Origin of the sequence: Streptomyces sp. NPDC088254 (assembly GCF_044740925.1) — a bacterium.
Lineage (GTDB): Bacteria > Actinomycetota > Actinomycetes > Streptomycetales > Streptomycetaceae > Streptomyces.
This window is the reverse complement of record NZ_JBIURQ010000017.1, coordinates 125,608-141,691: the sequence shown is the minus strand read 5'-3', so window position 1 is coordinate 141,691 and position 16,084 is coordinate 125,608. Positions and strand designations below refer to the sequence as shown.

The following is a 16,084-nucleotide window of genomic DNA, read 5'->3' as shown; positions in this document are numbered from 1 at the left end:
AGCGTCAAGTTGATCCAAAAGCGACTCAGAAGCCGAGCCGCTCCCGCCGCACCGAGTACGCCACGAAAGCCGCCCCCAGGGCGAGCAGGGCGGTCCCGCCTATCACGTAGGGCGTGGTGTCGAAGCTGCCGGTGTCGGCGAGGCGGGCGCCGTCGGCGGTCGTGGCGACGTCCGAGGTCGCGTCGGATGCGGCGGCGGCGTCGCCGGCGGTCGTGTCGGACGCATTGGAGGCGTGGGACGCGGCCGACGTGTGGGACGGCGCCGAGACGGCCCGCGCCTGCGTGGTGACGTGTGTCGTCACTGCCGTTCTCGCCTGGTCGTCCGGCGTCGCGTTGGCGTTCGGGACGAACCACAGGGCGCCCAACAGGGTCCCCGCGGCGGTGGCGGTCAGCAACGGACGGCGAGCGGATGACACGGAATATCGATCCCCTTGTGGCGCTGGCGAATTGGCCGTGTGGGCCGATGCTAGTGAAAGGCGCGGGTCGTGGGAAAGTTGCCGGAGGGCGGAGCCGTACGCTCCGGTGCATGAACACTGAAGAGACGTCACGATATGTCCGGCTTCGTGTGGAACTCGTGCTGGAAATCGACGATGCGGACGCGGTGACCGAGGCCGCACTGCGACGGGTCGCCGAGGATCCCGAGATGCCGGAGAGCGAGCGCGCGCACGCCGAGAGCACCGTGCGGGAGGACACCGCCGAGGCCCTCGCCTACCTCGTCGACCCCTTCGACCTGGTCGGCGACGTCCCCGGAGTGGAACTCCAACAGGCCTCCTGGTCCAGCGAACCCGTCGCCTACGACCCGGACGCGCCCGACTGGGACATCGACGACGAGTTCGAGGACGGCGCCGACGGCAAGGACGACGGCGGTGATGGCGGCGGCGATTCGCGCATCGGCTGAGCGTCTTGGGAAACTCGTGGCCCCGGGCGGCAACCGCCGCCCGGGGTTTCCTCGTCTCAAGGGACGCGCTGACGACATCCGCACCACGAATGCCGGCGGACCTTCCGCCGCGAGGCGGCCCGCACCACCGAGTGGACGTGGTGTGGCCCACACATTCCACGGAAGTGGAACGGGGAGAACGGGTCGTAGCGTTGAAGCCCTTGACGAGGACTCTCGACGGGGACTCACGGGGTCACGGGAATCGGCAACGATGGAGAAGCGTGTGATGACGAACAGTAGGCGGCGCAGGGGTCTGGCGACCGCGTCCGCACTGCTCGGCGGTGTTCTGGTGCTCTCTGCGTGTTCGAGCGGCGACAGCAGCGCCTCGGACGACAAGGGCAGTTCCTCGCAGGCGAAAGCCGACGAGGCGGCGGCCGAGAAGGCATCCGAGGCCCAGATCAAGATCACGCCTGCGGACGGCTCCAACAACGCCTCCATCAACAAGTCGGCGACCGTCACGGTGAGCAAGGGCACGCTCACCACGGTGACGATGACCGCCGCCGACGGCACCGCCGTGAAGGGCGAACTGTCCGCCGACAAGACCAGCTGGAAGCCGAGCGGGCAGCTGGAGCGTTCGACCACCTACAAGCTCGCGGCGACCGCGAAGGACTCCGACGGCCGTGAGGCCCACGAGAACGCGTCCTTCACCACGGTCTCCCCGGCCAACAGCTTCATAGCCAACTTCACGCCGGAGGACGGCTCCACCGTCGGCGTGGGCATGCCGGTGTCGATCAACTTCAACAAGGAGATCACCGACAAGGCCGCCGTCCAGAAGGGCATCACGGTCAACTCCACCGGCGGCCAGGAGATCGCCTGCCACTGGTTCAGCACCACCCGCATGGACTGCCGGCCGGACGAGTACTGGAAGGAGAACTCCACCGTCACGCTGAAGCTCGCGCTCGACGGCGTCCAGGGCGCCAAGGGCGTCTACGGCGTCCAGCAGAAGACGGTCACCTTCAAGATCGGCCGCAACCAGGTCACCTACGTCGACGCGAAGACCAAGCAGATGAAGGTCACGCGGAACGGCAAGACCGTGCGCACCATCCCGATCTCCGCCGGCTCGCCCGAGAACAAGACGTACGAGGGCCAGATGGTGATCTCCGAGAAGTTCAAGGAGACCCGGATGAACGGCGCGTCGGTCGGCTTCACCGACGACGACGGCAAGGGCGAGTACGACATCAAGGACGTGCCGCACGCCATGCGCCTGACCACCTCGGGCACCTTCGTGCACGGCAACTACTGGGGTGCGAAGTCCATCTTCGGCTCCGTGAACACGAGCCACGGCTGCGTCGGCCTCTCCGACGCCAAGGGCGCCAACGACAGCAGCACGCCCGGCGCGTGGTTCTACAACAACTCCATGGTCGGCGACGTCGTGGTCGTCCAGAACACCGGCGACAAGACGGTGTCCCCGGACAACGGCCTCAACGGCTGGAACATGGACTGGGCCCAGTGGAAGGCGGGTTCGGCCGCCTGAGCCGCCCGCGCTGAGTCACGCCTCCCCGATGCCGTCCCCGTCCCGGGGGCGGCATCGGCGTCTTCGCGGCAGCCTCCCCAGCCCCCCTGAGCGCTCCGCCCGCCGCGTTCGCTGAGCGCTGAGCGAACGCCCCGCCGGAAGACGAGCCTCCAGCGGCCGTTCGTGCTTGCGTAGGCCCATGACGGCAGCAGAGACAGTCAGCAAGGTCATCGAGTACATCCGGTACCGCATTCCCGAGGAACACTCCGCCGACTTCCTCGCCGCCTACCACCGCGCCGCCCCCCTCCTCGCAGCCTCCCCCCACTGCGTCGACTACGAACTCACGCGCTGCGAGGAGGACTTCGCCCACTTCGTGCTGCGGATCACCTGGACGTCCACGGCGGACCACCTCGAAGGCTTCCGCACCTCGGACCTGTTCCCCGCCTTCCTCGCCGAGATCCGCCCGTACGTCGGGCACATCGAGGAGATGCGGCACTACAAGCCCACCTCGGTGCGCGGCCGGGGCTCCGCCGAACCCACCCTGTACGCGTGGGCGGGCGGCGCGGAGGCCTTCACCCGCCTGACGGAGGCCTTCTACGCCAAGGTGCTCGACGACGACCTCCTCGCCCCCGCCTTCTCGGGCCTGGCCCCCGAGCACGCCGAGCACGTCGCCCTCTGGCTGGCGGAGGTCTTCGGCGGCCCGCAGACCTACTCCGCGACGCGGGGCGGCCACAGCCACATGGTCGCCAAGCACTTCGGCCGCGACATCACCGAGCCCCAGCGGCGCCGCTGGGTGAACCTGATCCAGGACGCGGCGGACGAGGCGGGCCTCCCCACGGACGCGGAGTTCCGCTCGGCGTTCCTGGCGTACGTCGAGTGGGGCACGCGCCTGGCCGTGCACTTCTCGGGGCCGGACGCCAAACCGCCGGCCGAGCAGCCGGTGCCGAAGTGGGGCTGGGGCGCTGCCCCGCCGTACCAGGGCTGACGCTCCCGAGCCCGGGATCCCGCCGGCGCAGCGTCCCTCCCTCCGGACGGCCCCTCAGGCCCCGGCCCCGGCCCGCGGAGCAGTCGCGTCCGCGCCCCAACTGGCCAGCAGCCGCAGCGCGTCCGCCGAGGGCGAGCCGGGCTCCGCGTGATACGTCACCAGCGACTGCTCCCCGTCCCCCATCAGCCGGAACCCCTCGAAGTTCAGGGACAGTTCGCCCACCAGCGGGTGCCGGAACCGCTTCACGCCGAAGCTCTTGTCCTTGACGTCGTGGGTCGCCCACAGTCGCCGGAAGTCCTCGCTCTTCACCGACAACTCGCCCACCAGAGACGACAGTCGGGGATCGTCCGGGTGGCACCCGGCGTCCATGCGCAAGGCGCACACGATGTCGATCGCCTTCTGCTCCCAGTCGACGAACAGCTCCCGGTAGGCGGGCCGCAGGAACACCAGCCGGGCCCAGTTCCGCTCCCCGGCCGGGAGTTCGCCCCAGTCGCCGAAGACGGCCGCCGCCATCCGGTTCCACGCGAGGATCTGCGTGTGCCGCCCCACCACGTACGCGGGCACCCCGTCCATCCGGTCCAGCAACTGCCACAGCGACGCCCGCACCTGCTGGCTGCGCGCCGCCGGCTTCTTCTTGTGCTGCTTGGGCTTGGCGAGATGCGTGAGGTGGGCGTGCTCGGCGTCGGACAGCCGCAGCGCGCGGGCGATGGAGCCCAACACCTCCGCGGACACGTTCCGCCCGTTGCCCTGCTCCAGCCGCGTGTAGTACGCCACCGACATCCCGGCCAGCTGCGCCAGCTCCTCGCGCCGCAGCCCCGGCACCCGGCGGCGCCCGAAGTCGGGCAGCCCGACGTCCCCGGGCTTCAGCCGGGCGCGCCGGGTGCGCAGGAACTCGCTGAGCTCGGCCCGCCGGTCCAGCCGCCCGCCGGACTCCTGTGCGGCGGCTTCGCTCTGTTCGTCCATACGCCCAGTATTCCTGGTCGTAGGCCCCCGATCCTGACCCCGCCAGTGGTACGCACACCGAGCGTAGGCACAGCTGAGGCCTGGGTGAGCCGCGCGCCTTCGGGCAGGCTGGACGCCGTGCCCGGCCGAACGACAGGCCGGACCCCTTATCCCGAACCACTGCTAGGAGATCCTCGGCATGACCACCGTCGCCGCCTACGCGGCCCCCTCCGCCAAGGCTCCGCTGGAGCGCACGACGATCGAGCGCCGCGAGGTCGGCGAGTTCGACGTCCTGATCGACATCAAGTTCGCCGGCATCTGCCATTCCGACATCCATCAGGTCCGGGAAGGCTGGGGCGAGGCCATCTTCCCGATGGTCCCCGGCCACGAGATAGCCGGCGTGGTCTCCGAGGTCGGTCCCGGAGTGGCGAAGTTCGCCGTCGGCGACCGGGTGGGCGTGGGCTGCATGGTCGACTCCTGCCGCGAGTGCGAGAACTGCAAGGCCGGCCTGGAGCAGTACTGCACCGGCGGCGGCATGGTCGGCACGTACAACGCGGTCGGCAAGGACGGCGAGCCCACCTACGGCGGCTACTCCCAGAAGATCGTCGTCGACGAGAACTACGTCGTCCGCGTCCCCGACGGCCTCGCGCTCGACGTGGCCGCCCCGCTGCTCTGCGCCGGCATCACCACGTACTCGCCGCTCAAGCACTGGAACGCCGGACCCGGCAAGAAGGTCGCCGTGCTCGGCATGGGCGGCCTCGGCCACATGGGCGTCAAGATCGCGCACGCGCTCGGCGCCGAGGTGACGGTGCTCTCCCAGTCGCTGCGCAAGAAGGACGACGGCCTGCGGCTCGGCGCCGACCACTACTACGCCACCAGCGACCCGGAGACCTTCAAGAAGCTGGCCGGCACCTTCGACGTCATCCTCTCCACCGTCTCCGCCCCGCTGAACCTGGACGCCTACCTGTCCCTGCTGCGGACGGACGGCGCCTTCGTCAACGTCGGCGCCCCCGAGGAGCCCGTCGCGCTCAACCTGTTCTCGGTGATCGGTGGTCGCAAGACCCTCGCCGGCTCGGGCATCGGCGGCATCCAGGAGACCCAGGAGATGCTCGACTTCTGCGCCGCGCACGGCTTCGGCGCGGAGATCGAGCTGATCAGCGCCTCCGAGATCAACGACGCCTACGAGCGCGTGCTCGCCAGCGACGTCCGCTACCGCTTCGTCATCGACACGGCCACCATCTGATCCGGTCCCGCCCGCGAACCGCGCCGAGCCCGGGCCCCGCGCCGAGCCCGGGCCCCGCGCCGAGCCCCGGCCCCGCGCCGAGCCCCGGCCCCGCGCCGGGGCTCGGCGCGTGCGCCCGGACCACGGAATCGCCGGGAGGCCGCGTGTGTTGTCCACGGTGAGCCCGGAGAACCGGGCCGACCGACGTGGGAGGAGCCGTGATGGCTGTGCAGACGCAGAGGGCCGTGCTTGCGGGCGGATGCTTCTGGGGCATGGAGGAACTGATCCGCCGGCTCCCGGGGGTGACGGCCACGCGTGTCGGCTACACCGGAGGCGACGTGCCGAACGCGACGTACCGAAACCACGGCACGCACGCGGAGGCCATCGAGATCCTCTTCGACCCCGAGAAGACCGACTACCGCGCGCTCCTGGAGTTCTTCTTCCAGATCCACGACCCGAGCACGAAGAACCGCCAGGGCAACGACATCGGCCTCAGCTACCGCTCGGCGATCTACTACGTCGACGACGAGCAGAAGCGGATCGCCGAGGACACCATCGCGGACGTGGACGCATCAGGACTGTGGCCCGGCAAGGTCGTCACCGAGGTGGAGCCGGTCGGCCCCTTCTGGGAGGCCGAACCCGAGCACCAGGACTACCTCCAGCGCTACCCCGACGGGTACACCTGCCACTTCCCGCGCCCGGGATGGCGGCTCCCCGCCCGCACGGAGGGCTGACCCCCGGGCCGGACCGCCAGGTCCGGCCGCGAGGCGCGACCGTCAGGCCGCCCGGCCGGCGCCCGCTCAGTGCGGCAGCGACGCCGGGCTGCCGCCGTTCGCCTCGTAGCCCGCCACCGCCAGGGCCCGGTACACGGCGAACTCCGCCGCCGGGTCCGCGGACAGCGTCCACGGCAGCGCGCCCACATGGCCGTCGACGTGTATCAGCTGGTTCATGGCCTCCGACCAGCGCTCGGATCGCACCAGGAAGAACACCAGCAGATGGCGCACATGCGCCGCCATCGGGTCGTCGGGGCGGGCCGACTGGACGGCGAACAGCGCGCCGTGGACCGCCTTGCGCACCACCTCGCTCTGGTAGAAGCCGCTCACCAGGTTCACCTCGGGCAGGTGCTCGAACACGGCGAACAAGGGCATCGCGGCGAGCAGCGAACCCTCGGGCGCGCGGGCCGCGGCCGCCTCCGCGAAGGACGTCGCCTCCTCGCGCGAACCGTGCCACTTCTCGCACCAGTAGTGCAGGGCCGCCAGATGCGCCCCCATGTGCGCGGGCGCGCGGTCCAGGATCTTCAGCCAGAGCCGCTCGAACTCCGGCTGCGAGTAGTCCAGCCCCCGCGCCACCGACAGCTCGACGATGTACGGGATCGGGTCTCCGGGGGCCAGCAACGCCGCCTGACCGCAGGCGTCCTGGGCCTCCTCCATGATGATCCGGAAGTCGTCCGTGCCCGGCGTCGACGTCCGCCACGCCTGCTGCACCAGGAACTCGGCGTGCACCGCCGCGCCGCCCGCGTCCTTGGGCTCCTCGGTCCGCCACACCCGCAGCCACTGCCCGCCCGGGGTATCCGAGACGCCGCCCGGCCGCTGCTGCAGCTCCAGCGCCGCGGCGCCCGCGAAGGCCTGCACGCGCTGCCAGCGCAGCTCGCCCTCCGTCTCGGTCCCCGCCAGCAACTGCTGCGCCGCCCGGTAGTCCTGCGTGCGCTGCACCACCGCCAGGACGTCCAGCAGGTCCTGGTCGGGGCCGGGCATGCGGATGTCGAGCTCCTCCTCGCGGACGAAGCCGTAGTTCGCCGGGTCCGCGGCGTCCGGGTGGCCCGCCGGGACCAGCTCTATCCCGCCCCGCCGACGCCGCAGGAACGGGAGCAGGACGAAGCCGAACACGACCAGCGCCATCAGGACCCAGAGAATCTCCATGTCTCAAGGGTTCCAGAAGCCTCTGACAATTGGCGAACCCGGTCGGGACGAGCACCCGCCGCCTCGGCGCATTACTCTCGGGACCCATGAGCGACAGGCACATCAGTCAGCACTTCGAGACCCTCGCGATCCACGCGGGCAACACCGCCGATCCCCTGACCGGCGCGGTCGTCCCGCCGATCTACCAGGTCTCGACCTACAAGCAGGACGGCGTCGGCGGTCTGCGCGGCGGCTACGAGTACAGCCGCAGCGCCAACCCGACCAGGACCGCCCTGGAGGAGAACCTCGCCGCCCTGGAGGGCGGCGTCCGGGGTCTCGCGTTCGCTTCCGGACTGGCGGCCGAGGACTGCCTGTTGCGTACGCTGCTGCGGCCCGGCGACCACGTGGTCATCCCCAACGACGCCTACGGCGGCACGTTCCGGCTGTTCGCGAAGGTCGTGTCCCGGTGGGGCGTGGAGTGGTCGGTGGCCGACACCAGCGACCCGGCCGCCGTGCGCGCCGCGATCACCCCGAAGACGAAGGCCGTGTGGGTGGAGACCCCCTCCAACCCGCTGCTCGGCATCACCGACATCGCCGCCCTCGCGCAGGTCGCGCGGGACGCGGGCGCGCGGCTCGTCGTCGACAACACCTTCGCCACCCCCTACCTCCAGCAGCCGCTGGCGCTCGGCGCGGACGTCGTCGTGCACTCGCTGACCAAGTACATGGGCGGGCACTCCGACGTCGTGGGCGGCGCGCTGATCGTGAGCGACCGGGAGCTCGGCGAGGAACTGGCGTTCCATCAGAACGCGATGGGCGCGGTCGCCGGGCCCTTCGACTCCTGGCTGGTGCTGCGGGGCACGAAGACGCTGTCGGTGCGCATGGACCGGCACAGCGAGAACGCCACCAAGATCGCCGACATGCTGACCCGGCACGCGCGCGTGACGCGCGTCCTCTACCCGGGTCTGCCGGACCACCCGGGCCACGAGGTCGCCGCCAAGCAGATGCGGGCCTTCGGCGGCATGGTGTCGTTCCAGGTCGAGGGTGGCGAGGAGGCGGCCGTCGAGGTCTGCAACCGCGCCAAGGTGTTCACGCTCGGCGAGTCCCTCGGCGGCGTGGAGTCCCTGATCGAGCACCCCGGGCGCATGACGCACGCGTCCGCGGCCGGCTCGGCCCTCGAGGTCCCGGCCGACCTCGTGCGCCTGTCCGTGGGCATCGAGAACGTCGACGACCTCCTGGAGGACCTCCAGCAGGCCCTCGGCTAAGGGCTGCCGCAGCCTTACCAGTTCGTCAGGGGTGGGGTCGTCTCCGACGGCGGCTCCACCCAGGGCCGGGCCGTGACCGCCCAGACGGTGAACGCCAGGGCCACGGCCAGCAGCGTCAGCCACAGCAGCCGCCGGGCGAGCGCGCGGCGGCGCAGCAGGCGGTCGCCGCGGCGTACGACGTCCTCGTGGAGCCCCGGGGGCACGCGCGTCACCGTCCGCTCCATGATCCGCCGTACGGCGGCCTCCCGTTCCGGCCGGTTCACCCGAGCCTCCCCGGGGCCGGCCCCGCGGCGTCCGCGTCCGGCGTCCTCACGGCGTCGCCGTCCTCGCCGCCGCCCCGGCCGCCGCCGGGTTCGCGGCGGGTGGGCGCGGAGGGTGCAGCAGGGTCGCCGTCGCCCGGTCGCACAGGGCGTGGACGCGCTCCTGCGGGAGGCCGAGGAGGGCCGCGACCTGCTCCTCCCCGACGCCCTCGTACAGCCGCAGCACCAGGATCAGGCGCTCCTGGGGTGTGAGCAGGGCCAGCGCTCCGGTGGGGCGCGGGCCGCCGTGACGGTGCCAGGCGCTGCGGGCGAAGCGGGTGGCCAGGTACTGGCGGGCCCGGTCGTACGGGTCATCCCCGCGCAGCCGGTCCCAGCACGCGTACGTGTGCGCGAGGGCCAGCGTCAGCAGGCGCCGCGCACGCGGGTTGTCGTCCGGCGCCTCCGCCGTGAGCAGGGTGGCGGTGTGCAGCAGCCGTCCGCCCGCGCCGGCGACGAACGCCTGGAACTCCCTGGCCCGGCGGGCCGCCCGCGCCTCGTCACGTGCTCTCACCGCGCCCTCCCGCCCGTCGGCGACCCCGTGGGAACGGGTCCCGGCGGTGTGCGTACGGGGACCCGGTCTCATATAGGGCCCGGGGCGGGGTTTCGGTCAAGAGCCGCGCACGCGCGGGATCCCGTCGAGGGGGGCCTCGGGGGAGGCTCAGGAAGCGGGCGCCGGCTCCGCGCCGGGGAGCCCCTGAGCGGCCATCCGCGCGGAGAGCGCGCCGTTGAAGCGCGTCAGGAGCGTGCAGAATGACTCGCGCTCCTCCGGCGCCCAGTCCTGGGTCAGTTCCGCCATCAACCTGCGTCGGGAGGAGCGCACTTCCTCCAGACGCGACATCCCGCGCGGGGACAGCTGCAGCACCACGGCCCGGCCGTCCTCCGGGTGCGAGGTCCGCTTGACCAGCCCGGTGTCGACGAGGGGAGCCACCTGCCGGGTGACGGTCGAGGAGTCGATGCCCATGCTCGCCGCGAGCGCCTTGACGCCCATCGGGCCTTCGTTGTCGAGACGGTTCAGCAGCAGGTACGCGGCGCGGTCCATGGAGTTGCGCACCTGCCCGACGCCGCCGAGCCGGGTCTGTTCGGCACGGCGCGCGAACACCGCGACCTCGTGCTGCAGCGTGTCGAGAAGACCGGTGTCACCGACGGTCGTCATGTCCATCGACATTTCAGGTGTTGTGGGCATGGCCGGGGGCTCGCTTCATGAAAAGGGGTGCTGGGTTGGGGGACAGGGTACGCGGCCCGAAGGCGGGCCGTACCGGCGCTGAGGAAACCGGTCTCGGTGGTTGGTCACAGCGGTTGTTCCCGCTTGTGAACTGCGATGCTGGAGTCATGAGCTACGGCACGGCTGACTCCTTGCGGCCCGTCACCCTCGACGATGTGCGCGGCGCGCAGAAGATGCTCACGGGCGTGGCGCGGACGACCGCGATGGAGGGCAGCCGGCACCTGTCCCAGCTCGTCGGCGCGCCGGTGCACCTGAAGTGCGAGAACCTCCAGCGGACGGGGTCGTTCAAGCTGCGCGGCGCGTATGTGCGCATAGCGGGTCTGCTGCCGGAGGAGCGGGCCGCCGGGGTGGTGGCCGCGAGCGCCGGCAACCACGCGCAGGGCGTGGCCCTGGCGTCGTCGTTGCTGGGCGTGCGGTCGACGGTGTTCATGCCGCAGGGCGCCCCGCTGCCGAAGGTCAGCGCGACGCGGGAGTACGGCGCGGAGGTGCGGCTGCACGGCCAGGTGGTCGACGAGACGCTGGCGGCGGCGCAGGAGTACGCGGCCGAGACCGGCGCGGTGTTCATCCACCCCTTCGACCACGCGGACGTCATCGCCGGGCAGGGCACGGTCGGCCTGGAGATCCTGGAGCAGTGCCCGCAGGTCCGCACGATCGTCGTCGGGATCGGCGGCGGGGGGCTGGCGGCGGGCATCGCGGTCGCGGTGAAGGCGACGCGGCCGGACGTGCGGCTGGTGGGCGTGCAGGCGGAGGGCGCGGCGGCGTATCCGCCCTCGCTGGCGGCCGGGCGTCCGGTGTCGCTGAGCGATCCGGCGACGATGGCCGACGGCATCAAGGTGGGCCGCCCCGGGGACGTGCCGTTCGGGATCGTCGGCGATCTCGTGGACGAGGTGCGCACGGTCTCGGAGGGCGAGCTGTCCGCGGCGCTGCTGCTCTGTCTGGAGCGGGCGAAGCTGGTCGTCGAGCCGGCCGGGGCGAGCCCGGTCGCGGCGCTGCTGAGCGATCCCGGCGCGTTCGAGGGCCCGGTCGTCGCGGTGCTGTCGGGGGGCAACGTCGACCCGGTGCTGATGCAGCGCGTCCTGCGGCACGGCATGGCCGCGCAGGGCCGCTACCTGGCCGTTCGCCTGCGTCTGACGGACCGGCCGGGGGCTCTGGCCACACTGCTGGGGGCGTTGTCAGTGGTGGACGCTAACGTCCTGGACGTGAGCCATGTGCGAACCGATCCCCGGCTCGGGCTCTCGGAGGCGGAGGTCGAGCTGCATCTGGAGACGAAGGGGCCGGCGCACTGCGTCGAGGTCGGTCGGGCTTTGCGTGAAGCGGGCTACACGGTCATCGACTGACCGGTCGCCGACGAGTTGATCACCGCTCCTTCACTCGTTCGGGTAAGTCCATTGAGAGACGCGATACATCGCGTTATGGTGTGTGTCACATGGCCCGACCGACCGATCGCCCCCCGACGACATCCCTACGACGATCCCCGACGACGCGGAGACTCAGGAGACCCATATGCCAGGCGCCATCCATGCCGAAGGACTGGTGAAGACCTTCGGTGACGTCAAGGCTCTGGACGGCGTCGATCTCGACGTCCCGGAGGGCACGGTCCTCGGCCTGCTCGGGCCGAACGGTGCGGGCAAGACCACCACGGTCCGCTGCCTGACCACACTCCTGCGCCCGGACAGCGGCCGCGCCGTGGTCGCCGGGCTGGACGTGCTCAAGCATCCCGACGCGGTCCGGCGCTCGATCGGCCTGTCCGGCCAGTTCGCCGCGGTCGACGAATACCTCACCGGACGCGAGAACCTTCAGATGGTCGGCCAGCTCTACCAGATGCGGACCGCGGACGCGAAGGCCCGGGCCGCGGAGCTGCTCGACCAGTTCGACCTGGCCGACGCCGCCGACCGCACCACCAAGACCTACTCCGGAGGCATGCGCCGCCGCCTCGACCTGGCCGCCGCGCTGGTCGTCTCACCGCCCGTGATGTTCATGGACGAGCCGACGACCGGCCTGGACCCGCGCAACCGCCAGCTCCTGTGGGACGTGATCAAGCGCCTCGTCTCCGACGGCACCACACTGCTGCTGACCACGCAGTATCTGGAGGAGGCCGACCACCTCGCGCACGACATCGCGGTCGTCGACCACGGCAAGGTGATCGCCCGCGGCACCTCCGACGAGCTCAAGGCCCGCACCGGCGGCGAGCGCGTGGAGGTCGTGGTCCACGACCGCGAGCACATCCCCGCCGCCGCCGAGGTGCTGACCGGCTTCGGCAAGGGCGAGACCGCCGTCGAGGAGCACACCCGAAAGCTCACCGTGCCCGTCACCGGCGGCGCGAAGCTCCTCGCCGAGGTGATCCGCGAACTGGACGCCCGCGGCATCGAGATGGACGACGTCGGCCTGCGCCGCCCCACCCTCGACGACGTGTTCCTGTCCCTGACCGGACATGTCGCCGAGTCGAAGAGCGGCGAGACGGGCCACCACGCCAAGGAGGAAGCGAAATGAGCGCCGCCGTCCAAGCCGCCCCCGCCGCGGTGCCGAACCGCCCGCGAGGGCAGGCCGTCCGGGATTCCCTGGTCGTTGCAAAACGCAACTTGATCAGAATGTCCCGAATTCCGGAGATGGTCATTTTCGGGCTCATTCAGCCCATCATGTTCGTGGTGCTGTTCACTTACGTCTTCGGCGGGTCCATGCAGATCGGCGGCAGCACCAGCGCCACCGACTACAAGAACTTCCTCATGGCGGGGATCTTCGCCCAGACGGTCACCTTCGCCACCGCCGGAGCCGGCGCGGGCATCGCCGACGACATGCACAAGGGCCTCATCGACCGCTTCCGCTCCCTGCCCATGGCGCGCGGCGCGGTCCTCACCGGCCGCACCCTCGCCGACCTGGTGCAGACGGCGCTCACCCTCCTCGTCCTCGCCGTCGTCGCCCTCCTGGTCGGCTGGCGCCCCGGCTCCGACGGCAGCACGAACGCCGGCCGGATCCTGGCCGCCTTCGGGCTGCTGCTCCTGCTCGGTTACGCGTTCACCTGGATCGGCGCCCTGATCGGCCTCACCGTGCGCACCCCCGAGGCGGCCACCTCCGGCGGGCTGATCTGGCTCTTCCCGGTCACCTTCATCTCCAACGCGTTCGTGGACACCAGCAACATGACGCCCTGGCTGCGCCATGTCGCCGAGTGGAACCCCTTCAGCGCCACCGTCCAGGCCTGCCGGGTCCTCTTCGCCAACCCGGGCCAGTCACCGTCCGACGCCTGGCCCATGCAGCACCCGGTCTGGGCCTCGCTGATCTACTCGGTCCTGATCGTCGTCGTGTTCCGCACACTGGCGGTGCGCAAGTACCGCTCGGCCACCGCATGAGCGATGCCCCCCGGCGCCACAGGGGCGCCGGGGGGCATCGGGCAGAGATCAGGGATGTCAGCCGTTGTAGGGCTCGGCCTTGAGGATGCGCACGGAGGCGGTCTTGCCGTTCGGCAGCTCGTACTCCGCGTCCTCGCCGACCTTGTGACCGATCACGCCGGACCCCAGCGGGGACTGCGGCGAGTAGGTCTCGATGTCGGCGCTCGCGTACTCGCGCGAGGCCAGCAGGAAGTCCAGGGTGTCGTCCTCGTCACCGTCGAAGGCGATCGTCACGACCATGCCGGGGGCCACCGCACCGTCCGCGGACGCCGGAGCCTCGCCGACCTTCGCGTTCTCCAGGAGCTGGGTCAGCTGGCGCACTCGGAGCTCCTGCTTGCCCTGCTCCTCCTTGGCCGCGTGGTACCCGCCGTTCTCGCGCAGGTCGCCCTCCTCGCGCGCGGCGGCGATCTTGGCGGCGATCTCCGTGCGCGCAGGACCAGTAAGGTACTCAAGCTCGTCCTTGAGCTTGTTGTACGCCTCCTGGGTCAGCCAGGTGACGTTCTCGCTGGTCTGGGTCACAGGGTGCTCCTCGTCGGTACTGGGAAATACACAGCTCGCCCTGCCCGGAAGCATGTTCCTCCAGGGATGGGCGAAACCACGAGCCTAACAATTCAGGGGCCGAAGGGGGAGGACATAAGCCACCAGAATTACGTCGGTGCAGGTCACCGTGTACGTATTGGGGAGGAAAGACAGGCTCCCCGGCGGGCGGAGGGCCGCAGCCGGGACCGTGAGGTCAGTCCGCGTGACAGCCGAGCAGCTCCGCCGTCGTGCCCTGCGCCGTCGTACGCAGCGTGACCACGCGGTCGATACGGGTGTCCGAGCCGGAGAACCGGAAGTCCGCGCGGCCCACCTCGGCGCCGTTCTCGGCCTGCGAGCGGACCGTGCAGTAGCCGCTCGTGCCGGCGTCCTTGCGGACCTCCAGATGCGCCTGCACCGAGTTCGCGGTGGCCTTGAAGCTGATCACCTCGGCGCTGATCTTGTTCTGGCCCACGTAGTGGTAGGCGAAGTAGCCGAGCAGGGCGAGCAGTGCCGCGCCCAGGACGGCGCCGACGAGCTTGAGGGTGCGGTCGGCGCGCTCGTCGGAGGAGCGGCCGTAACGACCCTGGGGCGGTCGCGTGGTCGCCGTACTCATGATCGTCCTCTCCGCCGGGGCGGGACGAACGTCCCGAAAACGGCACCGGAGCCCCGCTCCGGAATTATCGAGCCCCCGATTCGGTCACTATAGAAGCCGCCGACCGCACCCCGGCCCGCGGGGGCGCCGACTTTTCGAGGATTGAGTCTTGACTGACCAGCTGCGACTGATGGCCGTCCACGCGCACCCCGACGACGAGTCGAGCAAGGGCGCGGCCACCATGGCGAAGTACGTGTCCGAGGGGGTGGACGTGCTGGTCGTGACCTGCACGGGAGGGGAGCGCGGCTCCATCCTCAACCCCAAGCTCCAGGGCGACACGTACATCGAGGAGCACATCCACGAGGTGCGCAAGAAGGAGATGGACGAGGCCCGCGAGATCCTCGGGGTCAAGCAGGAGTGGCTCGGCTTCGTCGACTCCGGCCTCCCCGAGGGCGACCCGCTGCCCCCGCTGCCCGAGGGCTGCTTCGCCCTGGAGGACGTGGACCGGGCGGCCGGCGAGCTGGTGCGCCAGATCCGCTCCTTCCGCCCGCAGGTGATCACCACCTACGACGAGAACGGGGGCTACCCGCACCCCGACCACATCATGACCCACAAGATCTCGATGGTCGCCTTCGAGGGCGCCGAGGACACCGTGAAGTACCCGGAGGACGAGTACGGCCCGGCGTACCGCCCGCTGAAGCTCTACTACAACCAGGGCTTCAACCGCCCCCGCACCGAGGCGCTGCACCACGCGATGCTCGACCGCGGGCTGGAGTCCCCCTACGGGGAGTGGCTCAAGCGCTGGGACGAGTTCGGGCGGAAGGAGCGCACCCTCACCACGCACGTCCCGTGCGCCGACTTCTTCGAGATCCGCGACAAGGCGCTGATCGCGCACGCCACGCAGATCGACCCCGACGGCGGCTGGTTCCGGGTGCCGATGGAGATCCAGAAGGAGGTCTGGCCCACGGAGGAGTACGAGCTCGCGAAGTCGCGGGTGGACACCTCCCTCCCCGAGGACGACCTGTTTGCGGGCATCCGCGACAATGCCTGACATGAGCGCAAGCGTGAGCCTGGCAGTGACGCAGTTCGCCACCCTCGCCAAGGAGGTGGACAAGGACAAGGTCACCCCCGGAGTCCTCGGTTTCATCGTCTTCGCGGTGATGGCCGTGGCCGTGTGGGGCCTGATGAAGTCCATGAGCAAGCACATGGGCAAGGTCGACTTCGAGGAGAAGCCCGAGGACCGGACGGCGGCCCCCTCCGGCGCGGCCCCCTCCGGCGACGGCCCCGAGGGCAAGGCGTCCCCGGCGAACGGCTGACCCGCCCACAGGGGCGCGAGGGCCCCTGAGAGCCGCCCCACGCACACCGTGCCCC

Annotated in this window: 19 protein-coding genes; 11 read left to right on the top strand and 8 right to left on the bottom strand. The window is 70.8% G+C overall.

What is annotated here, in order from left to right; translation table 11 throughout:
• Positions 1–25: 25 nt before the first annotated feature.
• Entirely contained in the window at positions 26–415 is a 390-nt protein-coding gene (locus ACIOC0_RS38485; protein ID WP_402161463.1) for an LPXTG cell wall anchor domain-containing protein, read from the bottom strand.
• 110 nt (positions 416–525) lie between these two features.
• Between ACIOC0_RS38485 and ACIOC0_RS38480 the strand changes: the two genes are divergently transcribed.
• From ACIOC0_RS38480 to ACIOC0_RS38470, 3 genes are all read left to right on the top strand, one after another.
• Positions 526–897, top strand: a complete 372-nt coding sequence (locus ACIOC0_RS38480; RefSeq protein WP_402161460.1) for a hypothetical protein — start codon at positions 526–528, stop codon at positions 895–897.
• Positions 898–1,147: 250 nt separating this feature from the next.
• Positions 1,148–2,410, top strand: coding sequence for an Ig-like domain-containing protein (locus ACIOC0_RS38475; RefSeq protein WP_207228802.1), 1,263 nt, complete (start codon positions 1,148–1,150; stop codon positions 2,408–2,410).
• Between the two features lie 178 nt (positions 2,411–2,588).
• Positions 2,589–3,374 (top strand): group II truncated hemoglobin, encoded by a 786-nt coding sequence (locus ACIOC0_RS38470; RefSeq protein WP_402161457.1) that lies wholly within the window; start codon positions 2,589–2,591, stop codon positions 3,372–3,374.
• A gap of 54 nt (positions 3,375–3,428) precedes the next feature.
• On the opposite strand, the gene ACIOC0_RS38465 is transcribed toward ACIOC0_RS38470, so the two are convergent.
• Positions 3,429–4,337 (bottom strand): helix-turn-helix domain-containing protein, encoded by a 909-nt coding sequence (locus ACIOC0_RS38465; RefSeq protein WP_402161455.1) that lies wholly within the window; start codon positions 4,335–4,337, stop codon positions 3,429–3,431.
• Between the two features lie 178 nt (positions 4,338–4,515).
• On the opposite strand from ACIOC0_RS38465, the gene ACIOC0_RS38460 reads away from it, so the two are divergent.
• Both ACIOC0_RS38460 and msrA read left to right on the top strand, forming a co-directional pair.
• Positions 4,516–5,559: an NAD(P)-dependent alcohol dehydrogenase gene (locus tag ACIOC0_RS38460; protein WP_402161452.1), complete on the top strand. Its 1,044-nt coding sequence runs from the start codon at positions 4,516–4,518 to the stop codon at positions 5,557–5,559.
• Between the two features lie 200 nt (positions 5,560–5,759).
• Positions 5,760–6,272 (top strand): peptide-methionine (S)-S-oxide reductase MsrA, encoded by a 513-nt coding sequence (msrA, locus tag ACIOC0_RS38455; protein WP_130441441.1) that lies wholly within the window; start codon positions 5,760–5,762, stop codon positions 6,270–6,272.
• Between the two features lie 66 nt (positions 6,273–6,338).
• On the opposite strand, the gene ACIOC0_RS38450 is transcribed toward msrA, so the two are convergent.
• Complete coding sequence (locus ACIOC0_RS38450; protein ID WP_402161450.1) at positions 6,339–7,457, bottom strand: hypothetical protein; 1,119 nt, start codon at positions 7,455–7,457, stop codon at positions 6,339–6,341.
• Positions 7,458–7,543: 86 nt separating this feature from the next.
• Between ACIOC0_RS38450 and ACIOC0_RS38445 the strand changes: the two genes are divergently transcribed.
• On the top strand, positions 7,544–8,698 hold the full coding sequence (locus ACIOC0_RS38445; protein ID WP_402161448.1) for a cystathionine gamma-synthase: 1,155 nt from the start codon (positions 7,544–7,546) through the stop codon (positions 8,696–8,698).
• 14 nt (positions 8,699–8,712) lie between these two features.
• Here the strand turns inward: ACIOC0_RS38445 and ACIOC0_RS38440 are convergent, their stop codons facing one another.
• The 3 genes from ACIOC0_RS38440 to ACIOC0_RS38430 all read right to left on the bottom strand — a co-directional run bounded on the left by ACIOC0_RS38440 (position 8,713) and on the right by ACIOC0_RS38430 (position 10,156).
• A complete protein-coding gene (locus ACIOC0_RS38440; protein WP_402161446.1) occupies positions 8,713–8,961 on the bottom strand; it encodes a hypothetical protein in 249 nt (82 codons plus the stop codon).
• A 46-nt stretch (positions 8,962–9,007) separates the two neighbouring features.
• Complete coding sequence (locus ACIOC0_RS38435; RefSeq protein ID WP_402161443.1) at positions 9,008–9,508, bottom strand: sigma factor-like helix-turn-helix DNA-binding protein; 501 nt, start codon at positions 9,506–9,508, stop codon at positions 9,008–9,010.
• A 147-nt stretch (positions 9,509–9,655) separates the two neighbouring features.
• On the bottom strand, positions 9,656–10,156 hold the full coding sequence (locus ACIOC0_RS38430) for a MarR family winged helix-turn-helix transcriptional regulator (protein ID WP_402161499.1): 501 nt from the start codon (positions 10,154–10,156) through the stop codon (positions 9,656–9,658).
• Positions 10,157–10,326: 170 nt separating this feature from the next.
• On the opposite strand from ACIOC0_RS38430, the gene ilvA reads away from it, so the two are divergent.
• The 3 genes from ilvA to ACIOC0_RS38415 all read left to right on the top strand — a co-directional run bounded on the left by ilvA (position 10,327) and on the right by ACIOC0_RS38415 (position 13,563).
• A complete protein-coding gene (gene ilvA, locus ACIOC0_RS38425) occupies positions 10,327–11,556 on the top strand; it encodes a threonine ammonia-lyase (RefSeq protein ID WP_402161440.1) in 1,230 nt (409 codons plus the stop codon).
• A gap of 166 nt (positions 11,557–11,722) precedes the next feature.
• Positions 11,723–12,709 carry an ATP-binding cassette domain-containing protein gene (locus ACIOC0_RS38420; RefSeq protein ID WP_402161438.1) on the top strand — a complete coding sequence of 329 codons (987 nt, stop codon included), beginning with the start codon at positions 11,723–11,725 and terminating at the stop codon, positions 12,707–12,709.
• Positions 12,706–13,563 (top strand): ABC transporter permease, encoded by an 858-nt coding sequence (locus ACIOC0_RS38415; protein ID WP_402161435.1) that lies wholly within the window; start codon positions 12,706–12,708, stop codon positions 13,561–13,563. The genes ACIOC0_RS38420 and ACIOC0_RS38415 overlap by 4 nt, the downstream gene beginning before the upstream one ends.
• A gap of 57 nt (positions 13,564–13,620) precedes the next feature.
• On the opposite strand, the gene greA is transcribed toward ACIOC0_RS38415, so the two are convergent.
• Together greA and ACIOC0_RS38405 are read right to left on the bottom strand one after the other, a co-directional pair.
• Positions 13,621–14,121, bottom strand: coding sequence for a transcription elongation factor GreA (gene greA, locus ACIOC0_RS38410; protein WP_352246814.1), 501 nt, complete (start codon positions 14,119–14,121; stop codon positions 13,621–13,623).
• 214 nt (positions 14,122–14,335) lie between these two features.
• The gene (locus ACIOC0_RS38405; RefSeq protein WP_130441457.1) at positions 14,336–14,734 is read right to left on the bottom strand and encodes a DUF4307 domain-containing protein; all 399 of its coding nucleotides are present in this window, start codon (positions 14,732–14,734) and stop codon (positions 14,336–14,338) included.
• A 169-nt stretch (positions 14,735–14,903) separates the two neighbouring features.
• Between ACIOC0_RS38405 and mca the strand changes: the two genes are divergently transcribed.
• Both mca and ACIOC0_RS38395 read left to right on the top strand, forming a co-directional pair.
• Entirely contained in the window at positions 14,904–15,764 is an 861-nt protein-coding gene (mca, locus tag ACIOC0_RS38400; RefSeq protein ID WP_351339032.1) for a mycothiol conjugate amidase Mca, read from the top strand.
• Entirely contained in the window at positions 15,757–16,029 is a 273-nt protein-coding gene (locus ACIOC0_RS38395) for a hypothetical protein (protein WP_402161431.1), read from the top strand. The genes mca and ACIOC0_RS38395 overlap by 8 nt, the downstream gene beginning before the upstream one ends.
• Positions 16,030–16,084: the final 55 nt, after the last annotated feature.

Excerpts from the sequence above, each read along its gene's own strand:
- ACIOC0_RS38480 (WP_402161460.1), top strand. The coding sequence starts at position 526 with ATGAACACTGAAGAGACGTCACGATATGTCCGGCTTCGTGTGGAACTC.
- ACIOC0_RS38475 (WP_207228802.1), top strand. The coding sequence starts at position 1,148 with ATGGAGAAGCGTGTGATGACGAACAGTAGGCGGCGCAGGGGTCTGGCG.
- ACIOC0_RS38470 (WP_402161457.1), top strand. The coding sequence starts at position 2,589 with ATGACGGCAGCAGAGACAGTCAGCAAGGTCATCGAGTACATCCGGTAC.
- ACIOC0_RS38465 (WP_402161455.1), bottom strand. The coding sequence starts at position 4,337 with ATGGACGAACAGAGCGAAGCCGCCGCACAGGAGTCCGGCGGGCGGCTG.
- ACIOC0_RS38460 (WP_402161452.1), top strand. The coding sequence starts at position 4,516 with ATGACCACCGTCGCCGCCTACGCGGCCCCCTCCGCCAAGGCTCCGCTG.
- msrA (WP_130441441.1), top strand. The coding sequence starts at position 5,760 with ATGGCTGTGCAGACGCAGAGGGCCGTGCTTGCGGGCGGATGCTTCTGG.
- ACIOC0_RS38450 (WP_402161450.1), bottom strand. The coding sequence starts at position 7,457 with ATGGAGATTCTCTGGGTCCTGATGGCGCTGGTCGTGTTCGGCTTCGTC.
- ACIOC0_RS38445 (WP_402161448.1), top strand. The coding sequence starts at position 7,544 with ATGAGCGACAGGCACATCAGTCAGCACTTCGAGACCCTCGCGATCCAC.
- ACIOC0_RS38430 (WP_402161499.1), bottom strand. The coding sequence starts at position 10,156 with ATGGACATGACGACCGTCGGTGACACCGGTCTTCTCGACACGCTGCAG.
- ilvA (WP_402161440.1), top strand. The coding sequence starts at position 10,327 with ATGAGCTACGGCACGGCTGACTCCTTGCGGCCCGTCACCCTCGACGAT.
- ACIOC0_RS38420 (WP_402161438.1), top strand. The coding sequence starts at position 11,723 with ATGCCAGGCGCCATCCATGCCGAAGGACTGGTGAAGACCTTCGGTGAC.
- ACIOC0_RS38415 (WP_402161435.1), top strand. The coding sequence starts at position 12,706 with ATGAGCGCCGCCGTCCAAGCCGCCCCCGCCGCGGTGCCGAACCGCCCG.
- ACIOC0_RS38405 (WP_130441457.1), bottom strand. The coding sequence starts at position 14,734 with ATGAGTACGGCGACCACGCGACCGCCCCAGGGTCGTTACGGCCGCTCC.
- mca (WP_351339032.1), top strand. The coding sequence starts at position 14,904 with ATGGCCGTCCACGCGCACCCCGACGACGAGTCGAGCAAGGGCGCGGCC.
- ACIOC0_RS38395 (WP_402161431.1), top strand. The coding sequence starts at position 15,757 with ATGCCTGACATGAGCGCAAGCGTGAGCCTGGCAGTGACGCAGTTCGCC.